Genomic DNA, 21267 nt, shown 5'->3' with positions numbered 1-21267 from the left:
CGCCCTGCTGTTAGGGACGCGACATGAGCGATGCAACCATCCCGGCCCGCACCATCCGCCCCGACGATGCCGCCCATTTCGGCGCGCTGGCCGAGGACTGGTGGAACCCGGCGGGCAGCTCGGCCATGCTGCACCGGCTCAACCCGGTGCGGCTCGCCTTCATTCGCGAGGCGATCGACCGCCACTGGCACACCGGGAGCGCCGACCGGCGGCCGCTGAGCGGGCGCAGCGCGCTCGATGTGGGGTGCGGGGCCGGACTGCTGTGCGAGCCGCTCGCGCGGCTGGGCGCCGAGGTCACCGGCGTCGACGCGGCGGCTGAGAACATCGCGGCCGCCGCCGTCCACGCCGACGCGAGCGGTCTCGCCATCCGCTACCTTGCCGGCGAGCTGGGGACGCTTGATGTGGGGCGGTTCGACCTCGTCACGGCGCTGGAAGTGATCGAGCACACCGCCGACAAGCCCGCGTTCCTGCGCGCCGTATGCGACAGCGTCGCGCCGGACGGCCTGCTGATCGTCTCCACGCCGAACCGCACCGCGGCGTCCGCCCTCCTGCTCGCCGGTGCGGCCGAGTGGACGGGCATGATCCCGCGCGGCACGCATCGGTGGCGCGACTTCATGACCCCGGACGAACTGAAAGCGATGCTGGCGGAACAGGGACTCGACGTCATGCAGAGCAGCGGGATCGCCTTCGATCCCGCGCGCGGCCTGCACCTCAGCGACAGCATGGCGCTCAACTTCATCGTCGCGGCGCGGCGCCCTACCGGAACCTGCACCCTGCCAACCTGTTGAAGCCAGCAGGGCGGCGCCATCGCGCGGCCAGGGGCGCAGCAGGAGACACGGTGTGGCCGAAGCAGGGTGGTTGTGGATCTACGTGGCCGCCATGGCGGCAGGCGCGGCCGTCATCATCGCCTGGAGCCGCGACCCGCGCGGCGTGCCGCATTACGAATATGCCGCCGCTGCCTTCATCCCCATCTGGTCCGGGCTGGCCTACATGGCGAGCGCGATGGGACAGGGCATCCTGCTCGTCGACGGGCGGGAGGTCTACCTCACCCGCTACATCGACTGGGTGGTGACGACCCCGCTGCTGCTGGCGACTCTGGCCTGGACGGCGATGTTCACCGTTCGCAAGCACGCGTCCCTCATCATCACCATCATGGGCGCCGACGTCATCATGATCCTGTCGGGACTGATGGCGGATCTGACCGTGGACGAGACGATCCGGTGGGTGTGGTACGCGGTCGGCTGCGTCTGTCTTGGCATCATCTTCTTCGTCACCTGGGGCCCGTTCCGGCGGATCGCCTTCACGCAGGGGGAGACGGTCGGCTCCACCTACGTCCGCGTCGCGACCTTCCTGTCGGTCATGTGGGTGGGATACCCGCTGGTGTGGGCGCTTGGTCCGTCCGGTATCGGCTTGCTGGGCAGCACGACCGACGTGGCGCTGTTCGTGATCCTGCCCATCCTCTCGAAGGTCGGCTTCTCGCTCTACGACCTCGCCTCGCTGCGCAGGCTGGCACAGGCCGTGCCGGCGCATCACACCCGCGAGGCGCACGACCACCACGGCGATCCCGCGATCTACGGTCGTCAGCGCGCCTGAGCGGCCGCGTCCCGGGCCGCGACGGCGGGACCGGGGTCGTCCGTGAACACGCCGTCCAGCCCGGCCGCGGCAAGTTCGCGCCACACGCCCGCGAGGTTCCCCGTGCCCCCTTCTCCTCCGCCGGCGCGGTGGCGCGGCGGGAGGAACAGATTTTCCTTGCGCAGCGTCCAGCCATGCACCCGCAGCCCGGCGGCCCGCGCCGCCGCGATCAGCGGCGTCGCCGCCCCGCTCTCGTCAAGGACGAGCCGCAGATCGGGACCGATCGCGTCGGCATAGGTCGCGATGTCGGCCAGACCTGCCGGGGTGATCATGTCCGCGTAGGCGAGCCCCGTCTGGTCGGCTGGCCCGCCGCTCGCGGCGACGAGCTGCACCAGCGCGACGGGCGTGCGCCGCCGCAGCCGGCGGAGCGGCTCGACCTCGAAGCACTGCACGTACACCGGCGCGTCCGGGCGGCTGAGACCCGCCCGTTCCAGCTCCACGACCAGCAGATCGACGACATCGATCCCCGTCTCGCGCAGCAGGAAGGTCGGGTGCTTGAGTTCGGGGTAGATGCCGATCGCGCGGCCCGTTTCCGCCTCCTTCGCCCGGACAAGCGCGATGATCTCCGCGAATGTGGGCACCGCGAACAGCCCGTCGAAGCGGGCGTTGGCGGGCCTGAGCTGGGCAAGCCGCTCCCGCGCCCGCAGCGTGCGCAGTTCCGCCAGCGTGAAATCTTCGGCGAACCAGCCATTGACGAGCACGCCGTCGACGGTTTTCGCGCGCCGCCGGCCGGCGAACTCAGGGCGGGTGGCCACATCCGTCGTGTCGCCGATCTCGTTCTCGTGCCGGGCGACGAGAACGCCGTCACGGGTGACGACGAGATCGGGTTCGATGTAGTCGGCGCCCTGGTCGATGGCGCGTTCGTAGGCGGCGAGCGTGTGCTCGGGCCGTTCGCCACTGGCGCCGCGATGGGCAATGATCAGCATGCTGCTCTCCGCAAGAAGGGGCTGCGCCGCCAGCGGGCAGACGAGCACCGCGCCCAGCCATGCCAGCCCGGTCCATCTCAGCACAGCGCGTTCTCCCACTCGCTCGCGTTGAAGCCGACCAGCACCGTTTCGCCGCGCTCCGCCACCGGCCGCTTGATGAGCGTGGGATGTTGCAGCATCGCTTCCATGGCGGCGCCGCGGTCGGTGACGACCCGCTCCTTGTCGCCGAGCGTCCGGAAGGTGGTCGACCGCGTGTTGAGCAGCGACTGCCAGCCGGCGCGGTCCGCCCAGCGCTCAAGCACGTCCCGCTCCAGACCCTCGCCCCGCAGATCGTGAAAGGCGTGGCGGATGCCGTTCCCGTCCAGCCACCGGCGCGCCTTGCGGACGGTGTCGCAGTTCGGAATGCCGTAGAGGGTCAGGGTCATCGGCTCGTCGCTCCGGAGACACACATGGACCGCATGTGACACGGTCCTGAAGACAAAGGCCGGCGGCGCGGCGTCCGCAGCGGCGGCCCGGTTCTAGAGCATCAGCCAGCCTGTTGGACAGCGCCTTTGCCGGGAGCCAGCGACGGGCTGGGTCGTTTGGCCTTCCACAAAGGAGTTTTCCCATGCTCAGACTGCTCGCCTTGGGTGCCATCGGCTACTTCGGCTACCACTACGCCCAGAGGACCGGCCCCTTTGCCCCGGCCGCGCCGCGGATCGGCACGGAGCCGGTCGCGGGCGGGCCGCTGAGCGATCAGGCGCGCATCGTGTCCGATCCGCGCGACCTGCCCTGATCAACGCGGCGGGCGCAGATGCGCGTCGGCGATGGCGACCGCCAGCGCGTCGGCCGCATCGGGTCCGCTGATGTCCGCGCCGGGCAGCAGCACGCGCAGCATCGCGGCGATCTGCGGCTTTTCCGCCGCGCCGGTCCCCACGACCGCTTTTTTCACCAGTCGAGCGGCGTGTTCGCTGACCGGCAGCCCCGCCGCGCCGCAGGCGGCCAGCACCGCGCCTCTGGCCTGCGCGAGCTTGAGCGTGGATTGCGGATTCCTGTTCACGAACACTTCCTCGCACGCCGCGCGCTCCGGCCGGTGCAGGGCGATGACGCGGCCGACGCCCGCGTGAAGCGCCGCGAGACGCTCCGGCAGTCCCCTGTCGCGCGGAGGGGCGATCTGCCCGTTGGCGATGTGCGAAAGGCGCGCGCCGTCAACCCGGATCAGCCCCCATCCCGTGCAGGACAGCGACGGATCGAGGCCCAGGATAAGCGTCACCGGCTACCCGGCGCCGGGCCGCGTCCGCGGCTCAGCCGACGGCCTCCATCACCTCGTCGCTGATCTCGTAGTTGCCCCATACCGTCTGCACGTCATCGTCGTCGTCGAGCGCGTCGATGAGCTTGAGCAGCGTTGCCGCCTCCGCCGCGCCCAGCGCCACGGTGAGCGTCGGCTTCCACGCCAGCTTGACCGTTTCCGCCTCTCCCAGCGCCGCTTCCAGCGCGGCGGCGACCTGGTGCAGGTCATCGGGCGCCGTCCAGATCTCGTGCCCGTCCGCCCCCGAGGCGATGTCCTGCGCGCCGGCCTCCATGGCGGCCTCGAGCACCTGCTCCTCCGAACCCGCCGCCACCGGATAGACGATCAGCCCCAGCCGTTCGAAGCCGTGCGACACCGACCCGCTCGCCCCCAGATTGCCGCCGTTCTTGGCAAAGGCGGTGCGGACATTGGTGGCGGTGCGGTTGCGGTTGTCGGTCAGGGCCTCGACGATGATCGCGCTGCCACCCGGTCCGTAGCCTTCGTAGCGCACCTCCTCGTAGTTCTCCGCGTCACCCCCGCTCGCTTTGTCGATCGCCCGCTGGATGTTGTCCTTGGGCATCGACTGCGCCTTGGCGGCGTTGACCGCGAGGCGCAGGCGCGGATTCATGTCGGGGTCGGGCAATCCCATCCGGGCCGCAACGGTGATCTCGCGGGAAAGCTTGGAGAACAGGTTCGAGCGCTTCTTGTCCTGCGCCCCCTTGCGGTGCATGATGTTCTTGAATTTGGAATGACCTGCCATGGGGCTGTTCGTCGCTCTTTCACGGGTTGGTTACGGTGAGGGCGCAATAGCCGCATGATGCACCAAATCTCAACCCTGTCACGGCCGGAGCCGGCCTCCACCCTGCCGGGGGAATGGCGGCAGTTCGCCCGCTTCCTACGCCGCCCGCGGGTGCCCGCCCGCGCGCGCCGGCCCGACCGCCGGAGCGTGGCGGCGACGGGGCGGCTGCTGCTGCTCGATTTCGCGCTGATGGCGGCGCTGCTGGTGATCGGCGGCACGGCCTATCTCGCCGGGGCCGAGTTCCCGGACAACGCGCTGCAGGATCTTGCCTGGACCGCGCCGGTGCTGCTGCTCATCATCGTCGGCGCGCCGGTGATGGAGGAGACGCTCTTTCGCGGCTGGCTGTCCGGACGACCGGGGCACGCGCTCGCGCTGCTGACCCTCGGCGCGGGGGCGGCGGCCCTCTCCTTCGTTGCCGCGGGAGGAGGCGCGTCGCCGAACATCGCGGCGCTGGCCATCGGGGCCGGGACGGCGGCAATGGCGGCCGCGGCGCTGTGGACCCTGCGCCAGCATGACCGGCCGGCGTGGTATGCCCGCGCCTTTCCGCTGTTCTTCTGGGCCAGCGCGCTCGCCTTCGCCAGCATTCACATCTGGAACTACACCGGCCCGCAGAACTGGGTGGTGTTCGTGCTGGTCATTCCGCAGCTGATCGCCGGGACCATCTTCGGCTATGCCCGGGTGCATTACGGCCTGTGGTCGGCCATCGCCTTGCACATGCTGCACAACGGCACGGCCGTGACGCTCGCGCTGCTGACGGAGCAGGTGACCGGCGCGGGCTGAGCGCGCCCCTCACCCGCACGCCGTCTTCACCCGTTGACGATGGTGCCGCCGTTGGGGTGCAGCACCTGCCCGGACATGTACGAGGCATCCTCGCAGGCGAGGAACAGGAACGAGGGCGCCACCTCGTTCGGCTCGCCGGGGCGGCCCATCGGCGTGTCCTGGCCGAAGGTCGGGATCTTCTCCTTGGGCTGCCCGCCGCACGGGTTGAGCGGCGTCCAGATCGGTCCGGGCGCGACCGCGTTGACGCGGATCCCGTCCTCGATCAGGCTCTCCGACAGCGAGCGGGTGAACGCGGTGATCGCGCCCTTGGTGGCGCTGTAGTCGAGCAGGATCTTGGCGCCCTTGTACATCGTCACGCTGGTGCAGTTCACGATGGCTGCGCCCCGCTTGAGGTGCGGCCGGGCGGCCTGCACCATGTAGAACATCGAGTAGATGTTCGTCTGGAACGTGCGCTGAAGCTGCTCGACGGTGATGTCGGTGATGTCCTCGTCGGGATGCTGCTCGCCGGCGTTGTTGACGAGCACGTCGAGGCGGCCGAAGCGGTCGATGGTCTCCGCCACGACCCGTTCGCAATGCGCCTTGTCGCCCAGATCGCCGGCGATCACGAAGGCCTGCGCGCCCTCCTTCTCGCAGGCCTTGCGGGTTTCCTCGGCGTCGTCATGCTCCTCGAGATAGGAGATGCAGACATTCGCCCCCTCGCGCGCGAACAGCACGGCGACGGCGCGTCCGATGCCGCTGTCCGCGCCGGTGACGATCGCCACCTTGTCCTTGAGCCGGCCGGAGCCGGGGTAGCGCGGCTCCCATTTCGGCTTGCGCTCCATCTGGCTTTCGTGGCCCGGCAGGCGCGGCTCCTCGGCCGTCTTGCCGACGAAGGCGCCCTTGGTCTTTGCGCCGCCCTTCTTCGGCTTGCTCTCGCCGCCCTTGCCCTTCTTGTCCTTCTTCGACGCCTTGGCGTCAGCCTTGCCGCTCATGAGAGGTTCCTGCCCGTTGCTGGTCTTGCCTCCTCAATCACGGGCTGCCCAAGGTGTTCCGGACCCGTCGTCGCGTCAGCCCATGCCGAGCGCGTTCTTGTAGGTTTCGAGGATCGTCTCCTGCTCCTCGCGGTCGTTCGGCTTCATTTTGCGCAGCCGGACGATCTGGCGCATGATCTTGGTGTCATAGCCGACGGCCTTGGCTTCCGCGTACACGTCGCGGATGTCGTCGGCCGTGCCCTTCTTCTCCTCCTCGAGGCGCTCGATCCGCTCGATCAGCAGGCGCAGACGGTCGTCGGTGGCATCGGCCATTGTCGTGAAGCTCCGGTGGTGAGAGGGTGAATCGGTGGCAGGGCGTTAACGCAGCGAGGCCCGTGGCGGCAAGGCAGCAATCGGCTGCGCAATCCGTGCCCGATCGCGCGAACGGGTTTGCGTCCGGCGCGCGGGATGGCATAGGCCCGGCCCCATGGCAAAGCTTCAACCCCGCGCCCGCAAGGTCAAGATCCTCGCCACCGTCGGTCCGGCGTCCCGCACTCCGGCGATGCTGGAGAAGCTGCTGCGCGCGGGCGCCGACGCGTTCCGCATCAACATGAGCCATGGCGAGCGCGAGGGGCATGCCGAGGTTGTCGCCGCGATCCGCGCCATCGAGGCCCGGCTGGAGCGCCCCGTCGCCATCCTCGCCGATCTTCAGGGCCCCAAGCTGCGCGTGGGGACCTTCCAGGGCGGACGGGCGGTGATCCGCCATTCCGGCCACTTCACCCTCGACCGCGATTCCGCGCCCGGCGACGAGAACCGCGTCCACCTGCCCCATCCCGAGCTGTTCGGCATCATGGAAAAGGGACAGCGGCTGCTCATCAACGACGGCAAGATCCAGCTGCGGGTGATCCGCGCCGACGCGGACAGCATCCTGTGTTCAGCCGATGTCGGCGGGGTCATCTCCGACCGCAAGGGCGTCAACGTTCCGGATGCCGAGATCCCGATCCCGGCGCTGACGGAGAAGGACCGGGCCGATCTCTCCTTCGCGGTCGAGCAGGGTTGCGACTGGATCGGCCTGTCCTTCGTGCAGCGGCCGGAGGACCTTGCCGAGGCGCGCAAGCTGATCGGCGGACGCGCGCTGCTGTGCGCCAAGATCGAAAAGCCGTCAGCCGTGCGGCGTCTGGACGAACTGATCGAGCTGGCGGACGGGATCATGGTCGCCCGCGGGGATCTCGGCGTCGAATTGCTGCCGGAGGAAGTGCCGCCGCTCCAGAAGAAGATCGTCAACGCCACCCGCCGCGCGGGCAAGCCGGTGATCGTGGCGACGCAGATGCTGGAGTCGATGATCGAGTCGCCCGCCCCGACCCGCGCGGAAGTCTCCGACGTCGCCAACGCCGTCTATGACGGCGCCGATGCGGTCATGCTGTCGGCCGAGACCGCCGCGGGCGAATGGCCGGAGGAAGCGGTCGCGATCATGAGCCGGATCGCCACCCAGGTCGAGCGTGACGACGCCTATCTGCCCCGCGTCCGGTTCCTCGACACGCCGCCCGACGCCACCACGGCCGACGCTCTCTCGCACGCGTGCATGACCATTGCCGACACCATCGCCGTGGGCGCGATCACGGTGTTCACCGCCTCCGGCTCGACCGCCCGGCGCGTGGCGCGCGAGCGGCCCAGCGTGCCGGTGCTGGTGCTGACCCCCTCGCGCGAGACGGCGCGGCGCTGCGCGCTGCTGTGGGGCGCGCATCCGGTGGTCACGAAGGACATCGGCAGTTTCGAGGGCATGATCGCCAAGGGGCGGCGCATGGCCCTGCGCCACGGCTTCGGCCAGGCCGGGAGCCGGCTCGTGGTGCTCGCCGGGGTGCCGTTCGGCACGCCGGGGGCGACCAACCTCCTCCATGTCGTGACCCTCACCGGAAACGAGCTGTCCGGCTACGAGCGCTGAGGGCTAGGCAGGAAGCGGCGGCGACGCCAGCTCGTTCGTGATCACCAGCCGGGCCACCGTGCCCGAGCCTGCCGGCGCCGCCTCGAGCGTGAAGCACCCGCCCAGCGACTGCGCCAGCGTCCGCGCGATCCTGAGGCCGAGGCTCTCGGCCTGCATGATGTCGAACCCAGCCGGCAGCCCGGCGCCGTTGTCGGCGACGATGATCTCCACCTTGTTGTCGGCCCGCGCCACGCTGGCGACCACCTTGCCGTTGCCGCCATTGCCGAAGCCGTGCTCCAGCGAATTGTTGAGCGCCTCGGCAATCACGAGCGCGGTCGGGATCGCCTTTTCGGGAGGCAGGCTGGCATCGGCATTGGCGACGAATTCGTAGCTGATGCCGTCGCGCCCGGAGGCGGCGATCACGTCGCGGCAGATCTGGTCGATATAGGCCGCAAGGCTGAGCTGTGCCCCGGCCGGATCGTAGAGCTGCCGCTGGATCCGCCCGACCAGCCCAAGCCGACGGCTCGCCTCGTCCAGCGCGGCGCGCGCCGCCGGGTCGTCCATGCGCCGCTTCTGCAACGCGATGAGCGACCCGATCATCTGCAGGTTGTTGCCGACCCGGTGCTGCAGCTCCTTGAACAGCGTCTCCCGGTGACTCACGAGTTCGTCGCTGCGCCGGCGCTCGGCATCGAGCGCGGCGTTGGCCCGCTGCATCCAGTGGATGAGCACCACCTGCACGGCGAGGATGAAGACGAGAAACAGCAGGGCGACGACCGAGGTGTCGCTGAGCACCCAGCTGTTTGGCGGCGGAACGAAGAAGTACCACGCGAGCAGCGTCGACAGCACCGCCGAGACGACGCCCGGCCCCACGCCGAACAGGAAGGCGACGAGAATGACCACCGGCAGGAAGGTGAGGAACGGGAAGCCCGTCGGCAGCGACGAATCCAGAGCGAACCGCAGCGCACAGGCGGCAAGCGTGGCCACCACCGCCACCGCATGGCCGATCCAGGGGCGCCCCTTCGCCAGCGGAAAGCGGGTGAAAAGCACCGACATCTGTGAATCGGACGCGCTGGTCATTGTCCTGTGTGCCCCCTCATCGCGCGCGCCACCTACATGGGTGGCCAGGAAAAGCCAAGGGCCGCAGACATTTGCCTGCGGCCCCCGGTTGCTCAGCCTGTGCCCGCGTCAGTCGCGCAGGAACGCGGGCAGGTGATCGGGATCGCCTCCGCTCTGCCCGTCCCCGCTTTCCTCGCGGCGTTCGGCGCGCGGGCCGCGGTCGCGGTCACCGCCGCGTCCGCCCTCGCGGCCGCCATCGCCGCGCGGCCGCCGACGGTCGCCGTCACGGCCGCCCCGGCCCCCTTCGCGCGGACCGCGGTCACCACGCGGCTCGCGCGGCGGGCGGGTGTCTTCCAGTTCCTCGCCGGTTTCCTGGTCCACGACGCGCATGGAGAGGCGAACCTTGCCGCGCGGGTCGATCTCGAGCACCTTGACCTTCACCGCCATGCCTTCGGACACGACGTCGGTCGGCTTTTCCACCCGCTCGTTGCGCATCTCGGACACGTGGACGAGGCCGTCCTTGCCGCCCATGAAGTTCACGAAGGCGCCGAAATCGACGATGTTGACGACCTTGCCGTCATAGATCTTGCCGACTTCCGCTTCCTCGGTGATCCCGGCGATCCACTTGCGCGCCGCTTCGATCTGCGCCGGATCGGAGGAGCTGATCTTGATCAGGCCCTCGTCATCGATGTCGATCTTGGCCCCGGTCTCCGCGACAATCTCGCGGATGACCTTGCCGCCCGTGCCGATGACGTCGCGGATCTTGGACTTGTCGATCTGCATCGTCTCGATCCGCGGCGCATGGGCCGACAGCTCGCTCCGGGCAGAACCCAGGGCCTTGGTCATCTCGCCCAGGATGTGCGCACGCCCTTCCTTGGCCTGGGCAAGCGCCTTGCGCATGATCTCCTCGGTGATGCCGGCCACCTTGATGTCCATCTGAAGGCTGGTGATGCCGGCTTCCGTTCCGGCGACCTTGAAGTCCATGTCGCCCAGATGGTCCTCGTCACCCAGGATGTCGGAGAGCACGGTGAACTCCTCGCCTTCGAGGATGAGGCCCATCGCGATCCCGCTCACCGGCCGCTGGATCGGCACGCCGGCGTCCATCATGGACAGGCACCCGCCGCACACCGTCGCCATCGACGAGGAGCCGTTGCTCTCCGTGATGTCGGACAGGACGCGGATGGTGTAGGGGAACTCCTCCTTTGACGGCAGCACCGGGTGCAGCGCGCGCCAGGCGAGCTTGCCGTGCCCGATCTCGCGCCGGCCGGCAGCGCCGAAGCGGCCCACCTCCCCGACCGAATAGGGCGGGAAGTTGTAGTGCAGCATGAAGTTGGAGTAGCTCAGCCCCTCAAGCCCGTCGATCATCTGCTCGGCATCCTTGGTGCCCAGCGTCGTGGTGCAGATCGCCTGCGTCTCGCCGCGGGTGAACAGGGCCGACCCGTGCGCACGCGGCAGGAAGTTGACGATCGCCTCGATCGGGCGGACCTCGTCGACGCGCCGCCCGTCGATCCGCTGACCGTCCTTCAGGATGGCCTTGCGCACGATGTCCGATTCAAGCGTCTTCACCAGCTTGAGCTTGCCAAGATACTGGGCCGGATCCTCGTGATCGAGGCTTTCGTAATGCGCCCGGGCCTTGGCCCGCGCCGCGTTCACCGCGTCCTGGCGGGCGGCCTTGTTGGTGATGCGGTAGGCGGCGGCGAGATCCTCGCCGATGAGCCCGCGCAGTTCCTCCAGCGCGGCGGTCTTGTCCTCGACCGGCTGAAGCTCCCAGGGATCCTTGGCCGCCTGTTCGGCGAGCGCGATGATCGCGTCGATGACCTTGCGGCACTCGGCATGGGCGAAGGTCACCGCGCCCAGCATCTCGTCCTCGGTGAGCTCCTTCGCCTCGGACTCCACCATCATCACCGCGTCCCGGGTGGCGGCGACCACGAGGTCGAGCCGGCCCTCGGCCAGCGCCTTTTCCGCCATCGGGTTGAGGACGTATTCGCCATCGACGAAGCCGACGCGGCACGCGCCGATCGGGCCCATGAACGGCACGCCGGACAGGGTCAGCGCCGCCGACGCGGCGATCATCGCCACGATGTCCGGCTCGCTCTCGCCATCATAGGACAGCACCTGGGCGATGACGTTGATCTCGTTGTAGAACCCTTCCGGGAACAGCGGGCGCACCGGCCGGTCGATCAGCCGGCTGGTCAGCGTTTCCTTTTCCGTCGGGCGCGCCTCGCGCTTGAAGAAGCCGCCGGGAATGCGCCCCGCGGCCGAGAATTTTTCCTGATAATGGACGGTGAGCGGGAAGAAGTCCTGCCCTTCCTTCACGGTGCGGGCGGCCGTCACGGCGCACAGCACCACGGTTTCGCCATAGGTGGCCAGCACGGCGCCGTCCGCCTGACGGGCGATGCGGCCGGTTTCCAGGGTGAGGGTCTTTCCGCCCCACTCCAGCGAGACAGTCTTGGTGTCGAACATTCAGTTTTCCTTGTCGACCCGCTGCGCCCCATTGCGGCAGCGGGGCCTCATTGCCGGGGTGCTACCGTCCCGGTCCGGCGGGGGCCAAGGTCCGGCCCCGAGGCACGCAAGCGGCCGGATGCCGCGGCGTGCCAGATGCAGAGAAGGCGGCCCCGCAGGCCGCCTTCTCCGGAACCTCTTACTTGCGCAGACCCAGTTTCTGGATCAGGCTGTTGTACCGCTCGACATCCTTCTTCTTGAGGTAGGCGAGCAGTGTGCGGCGCTTGTTGACCATCATCAGCAGACCACGCCGGGAGTGGTTGTCCTTGTGGTGGTCCTTGAAATGCTCGGTCAGGTTGCGGATCCGCTCCGTCAGGATGGCGACCTGGACTTCCGGCGAGCCGGTGTCGTTCGCATCGCGGGCGTTGTCCTTGATGATTTCCTGCTTCTTTTCGGCGGTCACGGTCATGTCTTCACTCCGCGGCATCGGCGATGTTGAAGCCCCGGACCACGCGGCCCGTTCCGTTCCTCACCTCCAGCAGCGCCACCGGGGTGCCCGCCAACGTCGCAAGGTGAAGCCCGTCCTCGTGGGGCAGTCCCGAGATGACGCGGCCCTGGCGGACCGCCCGCGCACTGTCGGGATCGAGGTGCAGGGCCGGGATGCCGTCCAGCCCCGCCTCCAGCGGCAGGAGAATGTCGTCGAGACACGCGCCCTTGCCGATTTCGGCCAGCATGTCCAGCGAAATCGCCTGCTCCTCGGTGAACGGACCGGCTCTCAGGCGCCGCAGCCAGGTCACGTGTCCCAGCGTGCCGAGCGCGCGGGCGATGTCACGGGCAAGACTGCGGATGTAGGTGCCTTTGGACACGTGGGCGACGAGCGTCACGCTGTCGGCAAGCTCGAGGGGCGCGGCCGGATCATAGGGGTCGGGCCGTCCCAGCGTCGTGGCAAAGGTGCTTGCGAGCGGCGGGTCACGATCGGGACGCCCGCGTCCCCGGCCATTCTCCGGTGCGGCGCGCTCCTGCCCGCCATGCGGCGTCGCCCCTCCGTCGGGCGGCAGAACCGGCCCCGCCTCCTCGAGCGAAAACACCGTCACCGGCCGCGCGGTCATCTCCACGGCCTCGCCCGCCCGCGCGCGATCGTAGGCGCGCCGGCCATCCACCTTGATCGCCGAAAAGGTTGGCGGCATCTGCGATATGGCGCCGGTGAAATGTGTCAGCACGGCCGGTATCGCCAGGCGCGGCGGACGGTGGTCGGTGCGCGCGACGACCTCTCCCTCGGCGTCCAGCGTGTCGGTTTCCTCGCCGAACTGCACGGTGAAGGCATACACCTTGCTTGCGTCGAGCATCCTTCCGGCAAGCTTGGTCGCCTCGCCAAGCGCCACCGGGAGCACCCCTTCCGCCAGCGGGTCCAGCGTGCCGCCATGCCCCACCTTGACCCGTCCGTGCCCCGCCTCGCGCAGCGCGCGCTTGACCGCGGCGACCGCCTGGGTCGAGCCCAGCCCCGGCGGCTTGTCGAGGATGAGCCAACCGTGAGGAGAGGCGGGAGGGTCGGCCATGGCTTGCCTCTAGCCAATCGCGGCGCGGCGCGCCATGTTCGAAGCGCATGGCCTCCATCCCGGACAGCGTCGACCTGCTCGTGGTCGGCGGCGGCATCAACGGCGCCGGCATCGCCCGGGAAGCGGCCGGACGCGGCCTGTCCGTGCTGCTGGTCGAGCAGGACGATCTGGCGGCGCACACCTCGTCGGCGAGCACCAAGCTCATTCACGGCGGACTGCGCTATCTCGAGCACCGCGCCTTCCGCCTCGTGCGCGAGGCGCTGGCCGAGCGCGAGGTGCTGCTGCGCATGGCGCCCCACATCGTCTGGCCGCTGGAATTCGTGCTGCCGCGCGACGAGGGGCTGCGGCCCGCCTGGCTGCTGCGCGCGGGCCTGTTCCTCTACGACCATCTGGGCGGGCGCGCCCTGCTGCCGCGCTCGCGGGCGGTGAACCTCAGGCAGCCGCCGCATGATCGCATCCTGCAGGACAGGCTGCGACAGGGGTTCGCCTATGCCGACTGCTGGGTCGAGGATGCGCGGCTCGTCGCGCTGAGCGCCCTCGACGCCCGCGAGCGCGGCGCCCGGATCATGACCCGCACGCGGTGCCTCGGCCTGACCCGCGACGGGCGCGGCTGGACTGCGCAGGTCCGGAGCCTCGGGGACGAGCCGTTCGCGGTCACCGCCCGGGCGGTGGTCAACGCAGCCGGGCCGTGGGTCGACACGGTGCTGCGCGAGGCGCTCCCCGACCGCCCGCGGCCGCGGCTGCGGCTGGTGAAAGGCAGCCATCTGGTCGTGCCGCGCCTGTGGACGGAGCCCCACTGCTACATCTTCCAGAACCGCGACGGCCGGATCGTGTTCGCCATCCCCTACGAGCACGATTTCACCCTGCTCGGCACGACCGACGTGGCGTTCACCGGCGACCCTGCGGCCGTGTCCTGCTCGCCCGAGGAGGCGGCCTACATCTGTTCGGCCGTCAGCGAGTATCTGCGGGTGCCGGTTGCCCCGGCCGACGCGGTGTTCGCCTATGCCGGGGTGCGTCCGCTGGTCGAGGACGAGGCCGCCTCGGACGCGGCGGTCACGCGCGACTACCTTCTTCACCTCGACACCGGCGTGGACGGCGCGCAACCGCCGATCCTGTCGGTGTTCGGCGGCAAGATCACGACCTTCCGCCGGCTGGCCATGCAGGCGCTCGACCGGCTTTGCGCCGCCGGTCTGAGCGGCATGCGGGCGTGGAACAGCGACGCGCCGCTTCCCGGCGGCGAGGGCATCGATCCGCTTGGCTTCGAGGAGTTCGTCGCCGCCTGCCAGCGGCGCTGGCTGTGGTTTCCGCCGGCGGGAACCCGGCGGCTCGCCCGCGCATACGGCGCCCGCATCGAGCGGGTGCTCGGCGGCGCCAACGGCCTCGAGGATCTGGGCGAGCACTTCGGCGGCGATTTCTACGCCGCCGAAGCACACCACCTGCTGCGGGACGAATTCGCCGTCACGGCACAGGACATGCTCTGGCGCCGGTCGAAACTCGGCCTGCATCTGGAAGACGGGGCCGTGGAGGCGCTCGGCCGGTGGCTAGCCGCGCACCAGACCGGCGATCTGCATGGCGAGAGCATGGGCCCCCTCCACCGGGGGTAGCACCACGCGTTCCAGCAGCCCCCACTGCGGAACGAACCAGGTCAACGCGATCAGCCCGAAGAACAGCGCCATGCCGAACGGCCGCAGCCGGCCATAGACTGCCGCGGCCCGGCGGGGCAGCACGCCCTCGACGATGTGCGAACCGTCGAACGGCGGAATGGGCAGCAGGTTGAACAGCGCGATGAAGATGTTGATGAGGATGAACAGGTCGAGGCCGGGGAGCAGGGCCGCCAGCCACGGCGCGTCGGCGCCGGCGGCCAGCGCGCGCAAGGCCAGCCCCATGATCACGGCCGCCGCCGCCGCCATGGCGAAATTGATGCCCGGCCCGGCTGCGGCCACGGCCACCATGCCCCAGCGCGGGCTGCGCAGCCGTTCCTTGATGACGGGCACCGGCTTGGCCCAGCCAAAGACAGGTCCGTTCGCCAGGGCGAGCAGTCCCGGCACGAGCAGCGTGCCGACCGGGTCCACATGCCGCACCGGATTGAGCGTCAGCCGGCGCTGCTCGCGCGCGGTGGGATCGCCCAGCGCATTCGCGACCCAGCCATGCGCAACCTCGTGAAAGACGATGGCGATGACGAGCGACGGAACGAGGACAAGGATCAGCGTCAGGGTGTCGGACATGGGGGCGATATGGGAAGCGGGGGTTCAGCCCGCCAGCGGCGCGGCCAGAGCCTGGGTGAAGTGCCGCCGGCACAGGGCGACGTAGCGCTCGTTGCCGCCGACCTCCGTCTGCAGACCCTCCGCGACGGCATGGCCCTGCACATCGACGCGCAGGTTCATGCTCGCCTTGCGACCGCAGTGGCACACCGCCTTCAGCTCGACGAGTGCATCGGCGATCCCCAGCAAGGTCGCCGAGCCTTCGAACAGCTCGCCGCGGAAATCCGTCCGCAGCCCGTAGCACAGCACCGGGATGCCGGCTTCGTCCGCCAGCCGCGCGCACTGCCACACCTGGGCGCGGGAAAGGAACTGCGCCTCGTCGACCAGCACGCAGGCGAGCGGCTGCAGGCGGTTGGCGGCGGTCACCTCCTCCCACAGCTCCGTCGTCGCGGTGAACCGGTGCGCGTCCGCCTCGAGCCCGATCCGGCTCGCGATCGGCTGCCCGGCAGAGCGCGTGTCGAGCGCCGCGGTCCACAGCATTGTCGCCATCCCGCGCTCGCGGTAGTTGAAATCCGCTTGCAGGAGGTTGGTCGATTTGCCAGCGTTCATGCTCGCATAGTAGAAATACAGCTTGGCCATGCCGTCGCCATCGAACAGATGGACGGGGCGCACAAGGCCGGAAGCGGGAGGACGGATCTTGGCAAGTGAGGCGGCGCAGGCAAACCCACGCAAGGTCGGCGGGGTGCTCGGATGGATCGAGCGCACCGGCAACCGCCTCCCCGATCCGGTGTTCCTGTTCTTCTACCTCATCGGCGGGCTGATCCTCATCTCCGTCATTGCCGCACTCGCCGGGTGGCAGGTCCTGCACCCGACCGAGATCGACGAGGCGACGGGGCAACCGCGCGTGATCGCGGCTGCCAGCCTGCTCAATCCCGAGAACATCCAGCGGCTGTGGGTCGAGATGCCCACCACCTTCACCCACTTCCACCCGCTCGGCTACGTGCTGGTGGTGATGCTGGGTGCCGGGGTGGCGGAGCGCGCCGGCCTGTTCGGCACCGCGATGCGCGCCGGTGTGCGCGACGCGCCCAGGGCGCTGCTGACGCCGATCGTCGCGCTGGTGGGCATGATCGGCAACCTTGCCGCCGACGCGGCCTATGTCGTGCTGATCCCGCTGGCCGGGATCATCTTCCACGCCGCCGGGCGCCACCCCGTCGCCGGCATTGCCGCCGCCTTCGCCGGGGTGTCGGGAGGCTTCTCCGCCAACCTCCTGCCCGGACAGCTAGACGCCCTGCTGTTCGGCATCACCGAAGCGGCCGTGGAGACGGTGTTCGGAGGCTTCACCGCCAACATCGCCGGCAACTGGTACTTCATCGCCGCCATGACGTTCGTGTTCCTCCCGGTCATCTGGTACGTGACCGACCGCATCGTCGAGCCGCGGCTCGGTCCCTGGAATCCGGCCGGCGCGGGCAGCGTCGTCGCGGCGCAGCGCCGGGCCGATGCGAAGACGCACGGCAATCCGGCGGCGGTCGACATGGACGGGGCCAGCGTCTCGCCCGAGGATGGCGACCGCCCCCTGTCCCCGGCCGAGCGCAAGGGGTTGAGGCGCGCTGGGCTTGCGGCCCTGTTCGTGATCGGCCTGTGGCTTGTGTTCACGCTCGGCCCGGGCACGCCGCTGATCAACGAGGATGCGATCCCCGAAGCGCGGCTGACCCCGTTCTACCAGAGCCTCGTGGCGGGGTTCTTCCTGCTGTTCCTGCTGGCCGGCTGGGCCTACGGACGGGCCGCGGGCACGATCGGCGATCACCGCGACCTCGTGAAGATGATGGCCGGGGCGATGGAAGACCTTGCCTACTACCTCGTGCTGGCGTTCGCGGCGGCGCATTTCGTCGCCATGTTCGGGTGGTCCAATTTGGGCCTCATCCTGGCGGTGAACGGCGCCGAGGGGCTTCAGGCCAGCGGCCTGCCGGCGTGGGCGCTGCTCGGGGGCATCGTCCTCATCACCGGGCTGCTCAACCTGTTCGTCGGGTCGGCCAGCGCCAAGTGGGCGCTGCTTGCCCCGGTCATGGTGCCGATGCTGATGCTGCTCGGCATCACCCCGGAGATGAGCACCGCTGCCTACCGCGTGGGCGACGGCGCCACCAACATCATCACGCCGCTGATGGTCTACTTCCCGCTGATCCTCATCTTCTGCCAGCGGTGGCAGAAGGATTTCGGACTGGGATCGCTGGCAGCAACGATGCTGCCCTACTCGATCGGGCTGCTGGTTTCGGGACTGGCGCTGGTGATCGCGTGGGTGGCGCTGGACCTGCCGCTCGGACCCGGAGCCAGCGTGTTCATGACCCCGCCCGGCGTCGCGGCGCCCGCGGCTCCGGCCTTGCCGGCCGGCTGAGTGACGGGCAGGTTCGCGCACCGTCCGCGGCGAGTCCCTGCCATGTCGGCACCGCTCGCCGCTGTGCTGGCCCCGGCCGCGGCGACGACCCCAGCGGATTGCCGCCCGGCCTAGTCGTCCTCCAGATCGCGCGCCACCAGCGGATTGCTGAGCAGACGCTCGATCCGTTCGGCCTCGTCGAAACTGTCGTCGCCGCGAAAGCGCAGCTTGGGCGCGGACTTCAGCCCCAGCCGCCGCGCCACTTCGCGCTGCAGAAAAGCGGTGTTGGTTCTCAGAGCCTTGAGCACCGCCTCCTCGTCCCGGCCAAGCAGCGGCTTCACATACGCCGTCGCCTGCCTCAGGTCCGGTGACATCCGCACCTCCGTCACGCTGACCGAGTGGCCGGTCAGCGTGTCGTCATGCACCTCCTGCCGGACGAGCAGCTCGGACAGGATGTGCCGCACCCGCTCGCCGACCTTCAGGACGCGAACCGATTGCTGTTCGGGGGTGGATGTGTTGCGTGCCATCAGCCTAGCTTCTCGATAATCCTCTTGATCGACCGCACGTTACGTGCCGTCCCTTTTGAGCCCAGCCGCTTTTCGATGAAGGCGCCAGTGAGCTTGCTGGTGCCCACGCCGTCCACAAAATCGATGTGCAGCGCCCGGATGCCGGGCGCAAGCTTCTCGCGGCCCCGCCCTTCGTGGTCGGCGATGAGCTTGTCGAACTGCGCTTTAGTCGGCTGCTGGCTGAGGAAATGGACGTGAACGAACTTGTCCTCGCCCACGCCCGCGAACGGGCTTTCCTCAAGCGCCGCCGTCAATTCCGCCTGCGTACGAACGGTTGCGAACGTCGCTATGCCGAAGCGGCTCCTGACCAGGCTGGCGATCTCGTCCTCCAGCTTCGCATCCGCGGTCTGGGGATGATCGAACAGCACATTCCCGCTTGCCACCACGGTGGCGACATTCGCAAACCCGTGGTCCTCAAGCGCCGCGCTAAGCTCGTCCATCTTGAGCCGGTTGCCGCCAACGTTGATCGAACCGAGCAGGGCAGCGTAGCGCCTCATCGCCTACAAAGTGCGCTCGCGCTCCTCCACCTCGAACACTTCCAGATTGTCGCCCGGCTTGATGTCGTTCGTGTCGGCCAGCACGACGCCGCATTCGAGGCCGGCGCGCACCTCGTCCACATCGTCCTTGAACCGGCGGAGCGACTGGATGGTCGTGGCCGACACGATGACGTCGGCCCGGGTGAGACGCGCCGACAGACCCTTGCGGATGACGCCGTCGAGCACGAGCAGACCGGCGGCCTTGTCGCGCTTGCCGGCCGGGAACACCTGCTTGACCTCGGCGCGGCCGACGACATGCTCGATCCTTTCCGGTCCGAGTTCGCCCGCCATCTCGCGCGCGACGTCTTCGGTGAGGTGGTAGATGACGTCGTAATACATCATCCGCACCCGGTCCCGCTCGATCATCTGCCGCGCCTTGGCGTTGGGGCGCACGCCGAAGCCGATGATCGGCGCCTTGGACGCGGCCGCAAGGCTCACATCCGTCTCGGTGATGGCGCCGACCCCGGCATGCAGCACGCGGACCTTGATGAGATCGTTGGACAGGTTGTGAAGCGCCGTCGTGATCGCCTCCACCGACCCCTGGACGTCGGCCTTCACGACCACCGGGTATTCGATCACGTCGCTCTTGAGGTTGGAGAACATGGTGTCGAAGTTCGTCGGCGCCAGCGCGGTGCGCTTGGCCGTCGCCTGCTCCTGCCGGTACTGCGCCACCTCGCGGGCACGCTGTTCGTTCTCGACCACGGTCAGCAGGTCGCCGGCCATCGGCACGCCGCCAAGGCCCAGCACCTCGACCGGCATGGCAGGCGTGGCCTCCTTGATCTGCCGCCCCTTGTCATCGACGAGGGCACGGACCCGGCCGCTCTGCGTGCCGACGACAAAGGTGTCGCCCCGCTTCAGCGTGCCGCGCGTGACCAGCAGGGTCGCAACCGCGCCACGCCCCTTGTCGAGCTGCGCCTCCACCACGATCCCTTCGGCATCGCGGTCGGGCCGCGCCTTGAGGTCGAGCAGTTCGGCCTGCAGCTGGATGGCCTCGATGAGCTGGTCCAGCCCCGCCCCCGTCTTGGCCGACAGCTCGACATCCTGCACGTCGCCCGACATCGCCTCGACCACCACGTTGTGCTCGAGCAGGCGTTCGCGGACGCGCTGCGGATTGGCTTCGGGCTTGTCGACCTTGTTGATGGCCACGATCATCGGCACCCCGGCCGCGCGGGTGTGGTTGATGGCTTCCACCGTCTGCGGCATGATCCCGTCGTCGGCGGCGACGACCAGCACCACGATGTCGGTGACGTTGGCGCCCCGCTGCCGCATCTCCGTGAAGGCGGCGTGGCCGGGCGTGTCGAGGAAGGTGATCCTGTCTCCGCCCTTGGTGGTGATCTGGTAGGCGCCGATGTGCTGGGTGATGCCGCCGGCCTCGCCCTTGACCACGTCGGTGCCGCGCAGCGCGTCGAGCAGGCTGGTCTTGCCATGGTCGACATGCCCCATGATGGTGACCACCGGCGGCCGCGGGCGCAGCGTGTCTTCGGGATCCTGATCGGTCGACGTGTCGATGTCGATGTCGCTTTCCGACACGCGGGTGATGTTGTGGCCGAATTCCTCGACCAGCAGTTCGGCGGTGTCCTGGTCGATGGTCTGGTTGACGGTGACCATCATGCCCATGTTGAACAGCGCCTTCACCAGGTCGGCGCCCTTCTCCGCCATGCGGTTGGCGAGTTCGCCCACGGTGATCGCTTCGGGCACCACCACGTCGCGAACCTGCTTCTCGCGCGTGCGGTTGCCTCCGCCCTGTGCGCGGCGTTCCTTCTCGCGGGCACGCTTGAGAGCGGCGAGCGAGCGCGCGCGCGCGCCTTCGTCGGCGTTGAGGGCGCGGTTGACCGTCAGCTTGCCGCCGCGGCGGCTGTCGTCGGTGCGTTCGGTGCGCCCCTTCTTTTCGTCCTTCTTCTTTTCCGGCCGCTTGATCTCGGGCCGGGCCACGGGTGTGAACCGCCGCGGAGCGGGGGGGGCGGCCGCCGCTTCCTCCTTGGGCTGCGCGTCCGTGGCGGTGTCCGCCTCCGGCGATGCCGCGGCGGGTGCGTCCACGGGCTCCTCGGCCGTTGCCGCGGTGGCGGCCGTCTCCGCGCGCGCGGCGCGGCTTTCCTGCGCCCGGCGCCGTTCCTCTTCGGCCGCGCGCTGCCGCTCCTCGTCCTCGCGGCGACGCATCTCCTCGGCGATGCGCAGCCGGTCTTCCTCGGCCTCGCGGGCGAGGCGCGCCACGCGCTCCTGCGGTGTCTCGCCGGCGGGTGCCGGACCGCGTGCCGCCGGGCGCGGGG

22 protein-coding genes are annotated in these 21267 nt (G+C 69.4%); 7 read left to right on the top strand and 15 right to left on the bottom strand.

The annotated features are described in order from the left end of the window. Positions 1 to 23 precede the first annotated feature (23 nt). Entirely contained in the window at positions 24 to 788 is a 765-nt protein-coding gene (gene ubiG / locus ETO60_RS04350; RefSeq protein ID WP_130003161.1) for a bifunctional 2-polyprenyl-6-hydroxyphenol methylase/3-demethylubiquinol 3-O-methyltransferase UbiG, read from the top strand. 52 nt (positions 789 to 840) lie between these two features. After that, entirely contained in the window at positions 841 to 1593 is a 753-nt protein-coding gene (locus tag ETO60_RS04345; protein WP_130003158.1) for a bacteriorhodopsin, read from the top strand. Here ETO60_RS04345 and ETO60_RS04340 read toward each other — a convergent pair. Together ETO60_RS04340 and ETO60_RS04335 are read right to left on the bottom strand one after the other, a co-directional pair. Next, the gene (locus tag ETO60_RS04340; RefSeq protein ID WP_234026325.1) at positions 1581 to 2642 is read right to left on the bottom strand and encodes a glycerophosphodiester phosphodiesterase family protein; all 1062 of its coding nucleotides are present in this window, start codon (positions 2640 to 2642) and stop codon (positions 1581 to 1583) included. The genes ETO60_RS04345 and ETO60_RS04340 overlap by 13 nt on opposite strands. Then, positions 2636 to 2983 (bottom strand): arsenate reductase, encoded by a 348-nt coding sequence (locus ETO60_RS04335; RefSeq protein WP_130003156.1) that lies wholly within the window; start codon positions 2981 to 2983, stop codon positions 2636 to 2638. Before ETO60_RS04335 ends, ETO60_RS04340 begins: the two co-directional genes overlap by 7 nt. Before the next feature lie 182 nt (positions 2984 to 3165). Between ETO60_RS04335 and ETO60_RS11210 the strand changes: the two genes are divergently transcribed. Then, a complete protein-coding gene (locus tag ETO60_RS11210) occupies positions 3166 to 3333 on the top strand; it encodes a hypothetical protein (protein WP_165362111.1) in 168 nt (55 codons plus the stop codon). On the opposite strand, the gene ruvC is transcribed toward ETO60_RS11210, so the two are convergent. Then, a complete protein-coding gene (gene ruvC / locus ETO60_RS04330) occupies positions 3334 to 3810 on the bottom strand; it encodes a crossover junction endodeoxyribonuclease RuvC (protein WP_130003155.1) in 477 nt (158 codons plus the stop codon). A gap of 31 nt (positions 3811 to 3841) precedes the next feature. Further along, positions 3842 to 4585: a YebC/PmpR family DNA-binding transcriptional regulator gene (locus ETO60_RS04325; protein ID WP_130003153.1), complete on the bottom strand. Its 744-nt coding sequence runs from the start codon at positions 4583 to 4585 to the stop codon at positions 3842 to 3844. A gap of 54 nt (positions 4586 to 4639) precedes the next feature. On the opposite strand from ETO60_RS04325, the gene ETO60_RS04320 reads away from it, so the two are divergent. Next, positions 4640 to 5404, top strand: a complete 765-nt coding sequence (locus tag ETO60_RS04320) for a CPBP family glutamic-type intramembrane protease (RefSeq protein ID WP_130003151.1) — start codon at positions 4640 to 4642, stop codon at positions 5402 to 5404. A 26-nt stretch (positions 5405 to 5430) separates the two neighbouring features. On the opposite strand, the gene ETO60_RS04315 is transcribed toward ETO60_RS04320, so the two are convergent. Together ETO60_RS04315 and ETO60_RS04310 are read right to left on the bottom strand one after the other, a co-directional pair. Next, positions 5431 to 6225, bottom strand: coding sequence for an SDR family oxidoreductase (locus tag ETO60_RS04315; RefSeq protein ID WP_234026398.1), 795 nt, complete (start codon positions 6223 to 6225; stop codon positions 5431 to 5433). A gap of 225 nt (positions 6226 to 6450) precedes the next feature. Further along, a complete protein-coding gene (locus tag ETO60_RS04310) occupies positions 6451 to 6687 on the bottom strand; it encodes a DUF2312 domain-containing protein (RefSeq protein WP_130003147.1) in 237 nt (78 codons plus the stop codon). Positions 6688 to 6841: 154 nt separating this feature from the next. Here ETO60_RS04310 and pyk point away from each other — a divergent pair, with 154 nt between their 5' ends. Then, positions 6842 to 8296 (top strand): pyruvate kinase, encoded by a 1455-nt coding sequence (gene pyk / locus ETO60_RS04305; RefSeq protein ID WP_130003145.1) that lies wholly within the window; start codon positions 6842 to 6844, stop codon positions 8294 to 8296. A gap of 3 nt (positions 8297 to 8299) precedes the next feature. On the opposite strand, the gene ETO60_RS04300 is transcribed toward pyk, so the two are convergent. The 4 genes from ETO60_RS04300 to truB all read right to left on the bottom strand — a co-directional run bounded on the left by ETO60_RS04300 (position 8300) and on the right by truB (position 13329). Further along, on the bottom strand, positions 8300 to 9328 hold the full coding sequence (locus tag ETO60_RS04300; protein WP_234026324.1) for a sensor histidine kinase: 1029 nt from the start codon (positions 9326 to 9328) through the stop codon (positions 8300 to 8302). A 132-nt stretch (positions 9329 to 9460) separates the two neighbouring features. After that, a complete protein-coding gene (pnp, locus tag ETO60_RS04295) occupies positions 9461 to 11794 on the bottom strand; it encodes a polyribonucleotide nucleotidyltransferase (protein WP_130003141.1) in 2334 nt (777 codons plus the stop codon). Positions 11795 to 11972: 178 nt separating this feature from the next. Continuing rightward, positions 11973 to 12242 (bottom strand): 30S ribosomal protein S15, encoded by a 270-nt coding sequence (gene rpsO / locus ETO60_RS04290; RefSeq protein ID WP_130003139.1) that lies wholly within the window; start codon positions 12240 to 12242, stop codon positions 11973 to 11975. 4 nt (positions 12243 to 12246) lie between these two features. Further along, positions 12247 to 13329, bottom strand: a complete 1083-nt coding sequence (gene truB, locus ETO60_RS04285; RefSeq protein ID WP_130003137.1) for a tRNA pseudouridine(55) synthase TruB — start codon at positions 13327 to 13329, stop codon at positions 12247 to 12249. Between the two features lie 47 nt (positions 13330 to 13376). Between truB and glpD the strand changes: the two genes are divergently transcribed. Next, on the top strand, positions 13377 to 14933 hold the full coding sequence (glpD, locus tag ETO60_RS04280; protein WP_130003135.1) for a glycerol-3-phosphate dehydrogenase: 1557 nt from the start codon (positions 13377 to 13379) through the stop codon (positions 14931 to 14933). On the opposite strand, the gene ETO60_RS04275 is transcribed toward glpD, so the two are convergent. Together ETO60_RS04275 and ETO60_RS04270 are read right to left on the bottom strand one after the other, a co-directional pair. After that, positions 14871 to 15554: a site-2 protease family protein gene (locus tag ETO60_RS04275; RefSeq protein ID WP_130003133.1), complete on the bottom strand. Its 684-nt coding sequence runs from the start codon at positions 15552 to 15554 to the stop codon at positions 14871 to 14873. The two genes, glpD and ETO60_RS04275, sit on opposite strands and share 63 nt — an antisense overlap. Before the next feature lie 24 nt (positions 15555 to 15578). Then, entirely contained in the window at positions 15579 to 16169 is a 591-nt protein-coding gene (locus tag ETO60_RS04270; protein ID WP_130003131.1) for a thymidine kinase, read from the bottom strand. A 58-nt stretch (positions 16170 to 16227) separates the two neighbouring features. On the opposite strand from ETO60_RS04270, the gene ETO60_RS04265 reads away from it, so the two are divergent. Continuing rightward, positions 16228 to 17919, top strand: coding sequence for an AbgT family transporter (locus ETO60_RS04265; protein WP_234026323.1), 1692 nt, complete (start codon positions 16228 to 16230; stop codon positions 17917 to 17919). Positions 17920 to 18029: 110 nt separating this feature from the next. Here ETO60_RS04265 and rbfA read toward each other — a convergent pair whose 3' ends face one another. From rbfA to infB, 3 genes are all read right to left on the bottom strand, one after another. After that, positions 18030 to 18425, bottom strand: coding sequence for a 30S ribosome-binding factor RbfA (gene rbfA / locus ETO60_RS04260; RefSeq protein WP_130003129.1), 396 nt, complete (start codon positions 18423 to 18425; stop codon positions 18030 to 18032). Continuing rightward, a complete protein-coding gene (locus ETO60_RS04255) occupies positions 18425 to 18961 on the bottom strand; it encodes a DUF1697 domain-containing protein (RefSeq protein ID WP_130003127.1) in 537 nt (178 codons plus the stop codon). The genes rbfA and ETO60_RS04255 overlap by 1 nt, the downstream gene beginning before the upstream one ends. A gap of 3 nt (positions 18962 to 18964) precedes the next feature. Then, a partial coding sequence (gene infB, locus ETO60_RS04250; protein ID WP_234026322.1) for a translation initiation factor IF-2 occupies positions 18965 to 21267 on the bottom strand: 2303 nt, incomplete at its 5' end.

This window comes from Qipengyuania thermophila (assembly GCF_004153605.1).
In the GTDB taxonomy this organism is placed as follows: domain Bacteria; phylum Pseudomonadota; class Alphaproteobacteria; order Sphingomonadales; family Sphingomonadaceae; genus Qipengyuania_B; species Qipengyuania_B thermophila.
The sequence above is the reverse complement of the archived record's forward strand: the minus strand, read 5'-3'. Positions and strand labels throughout refer to the sequence as shown.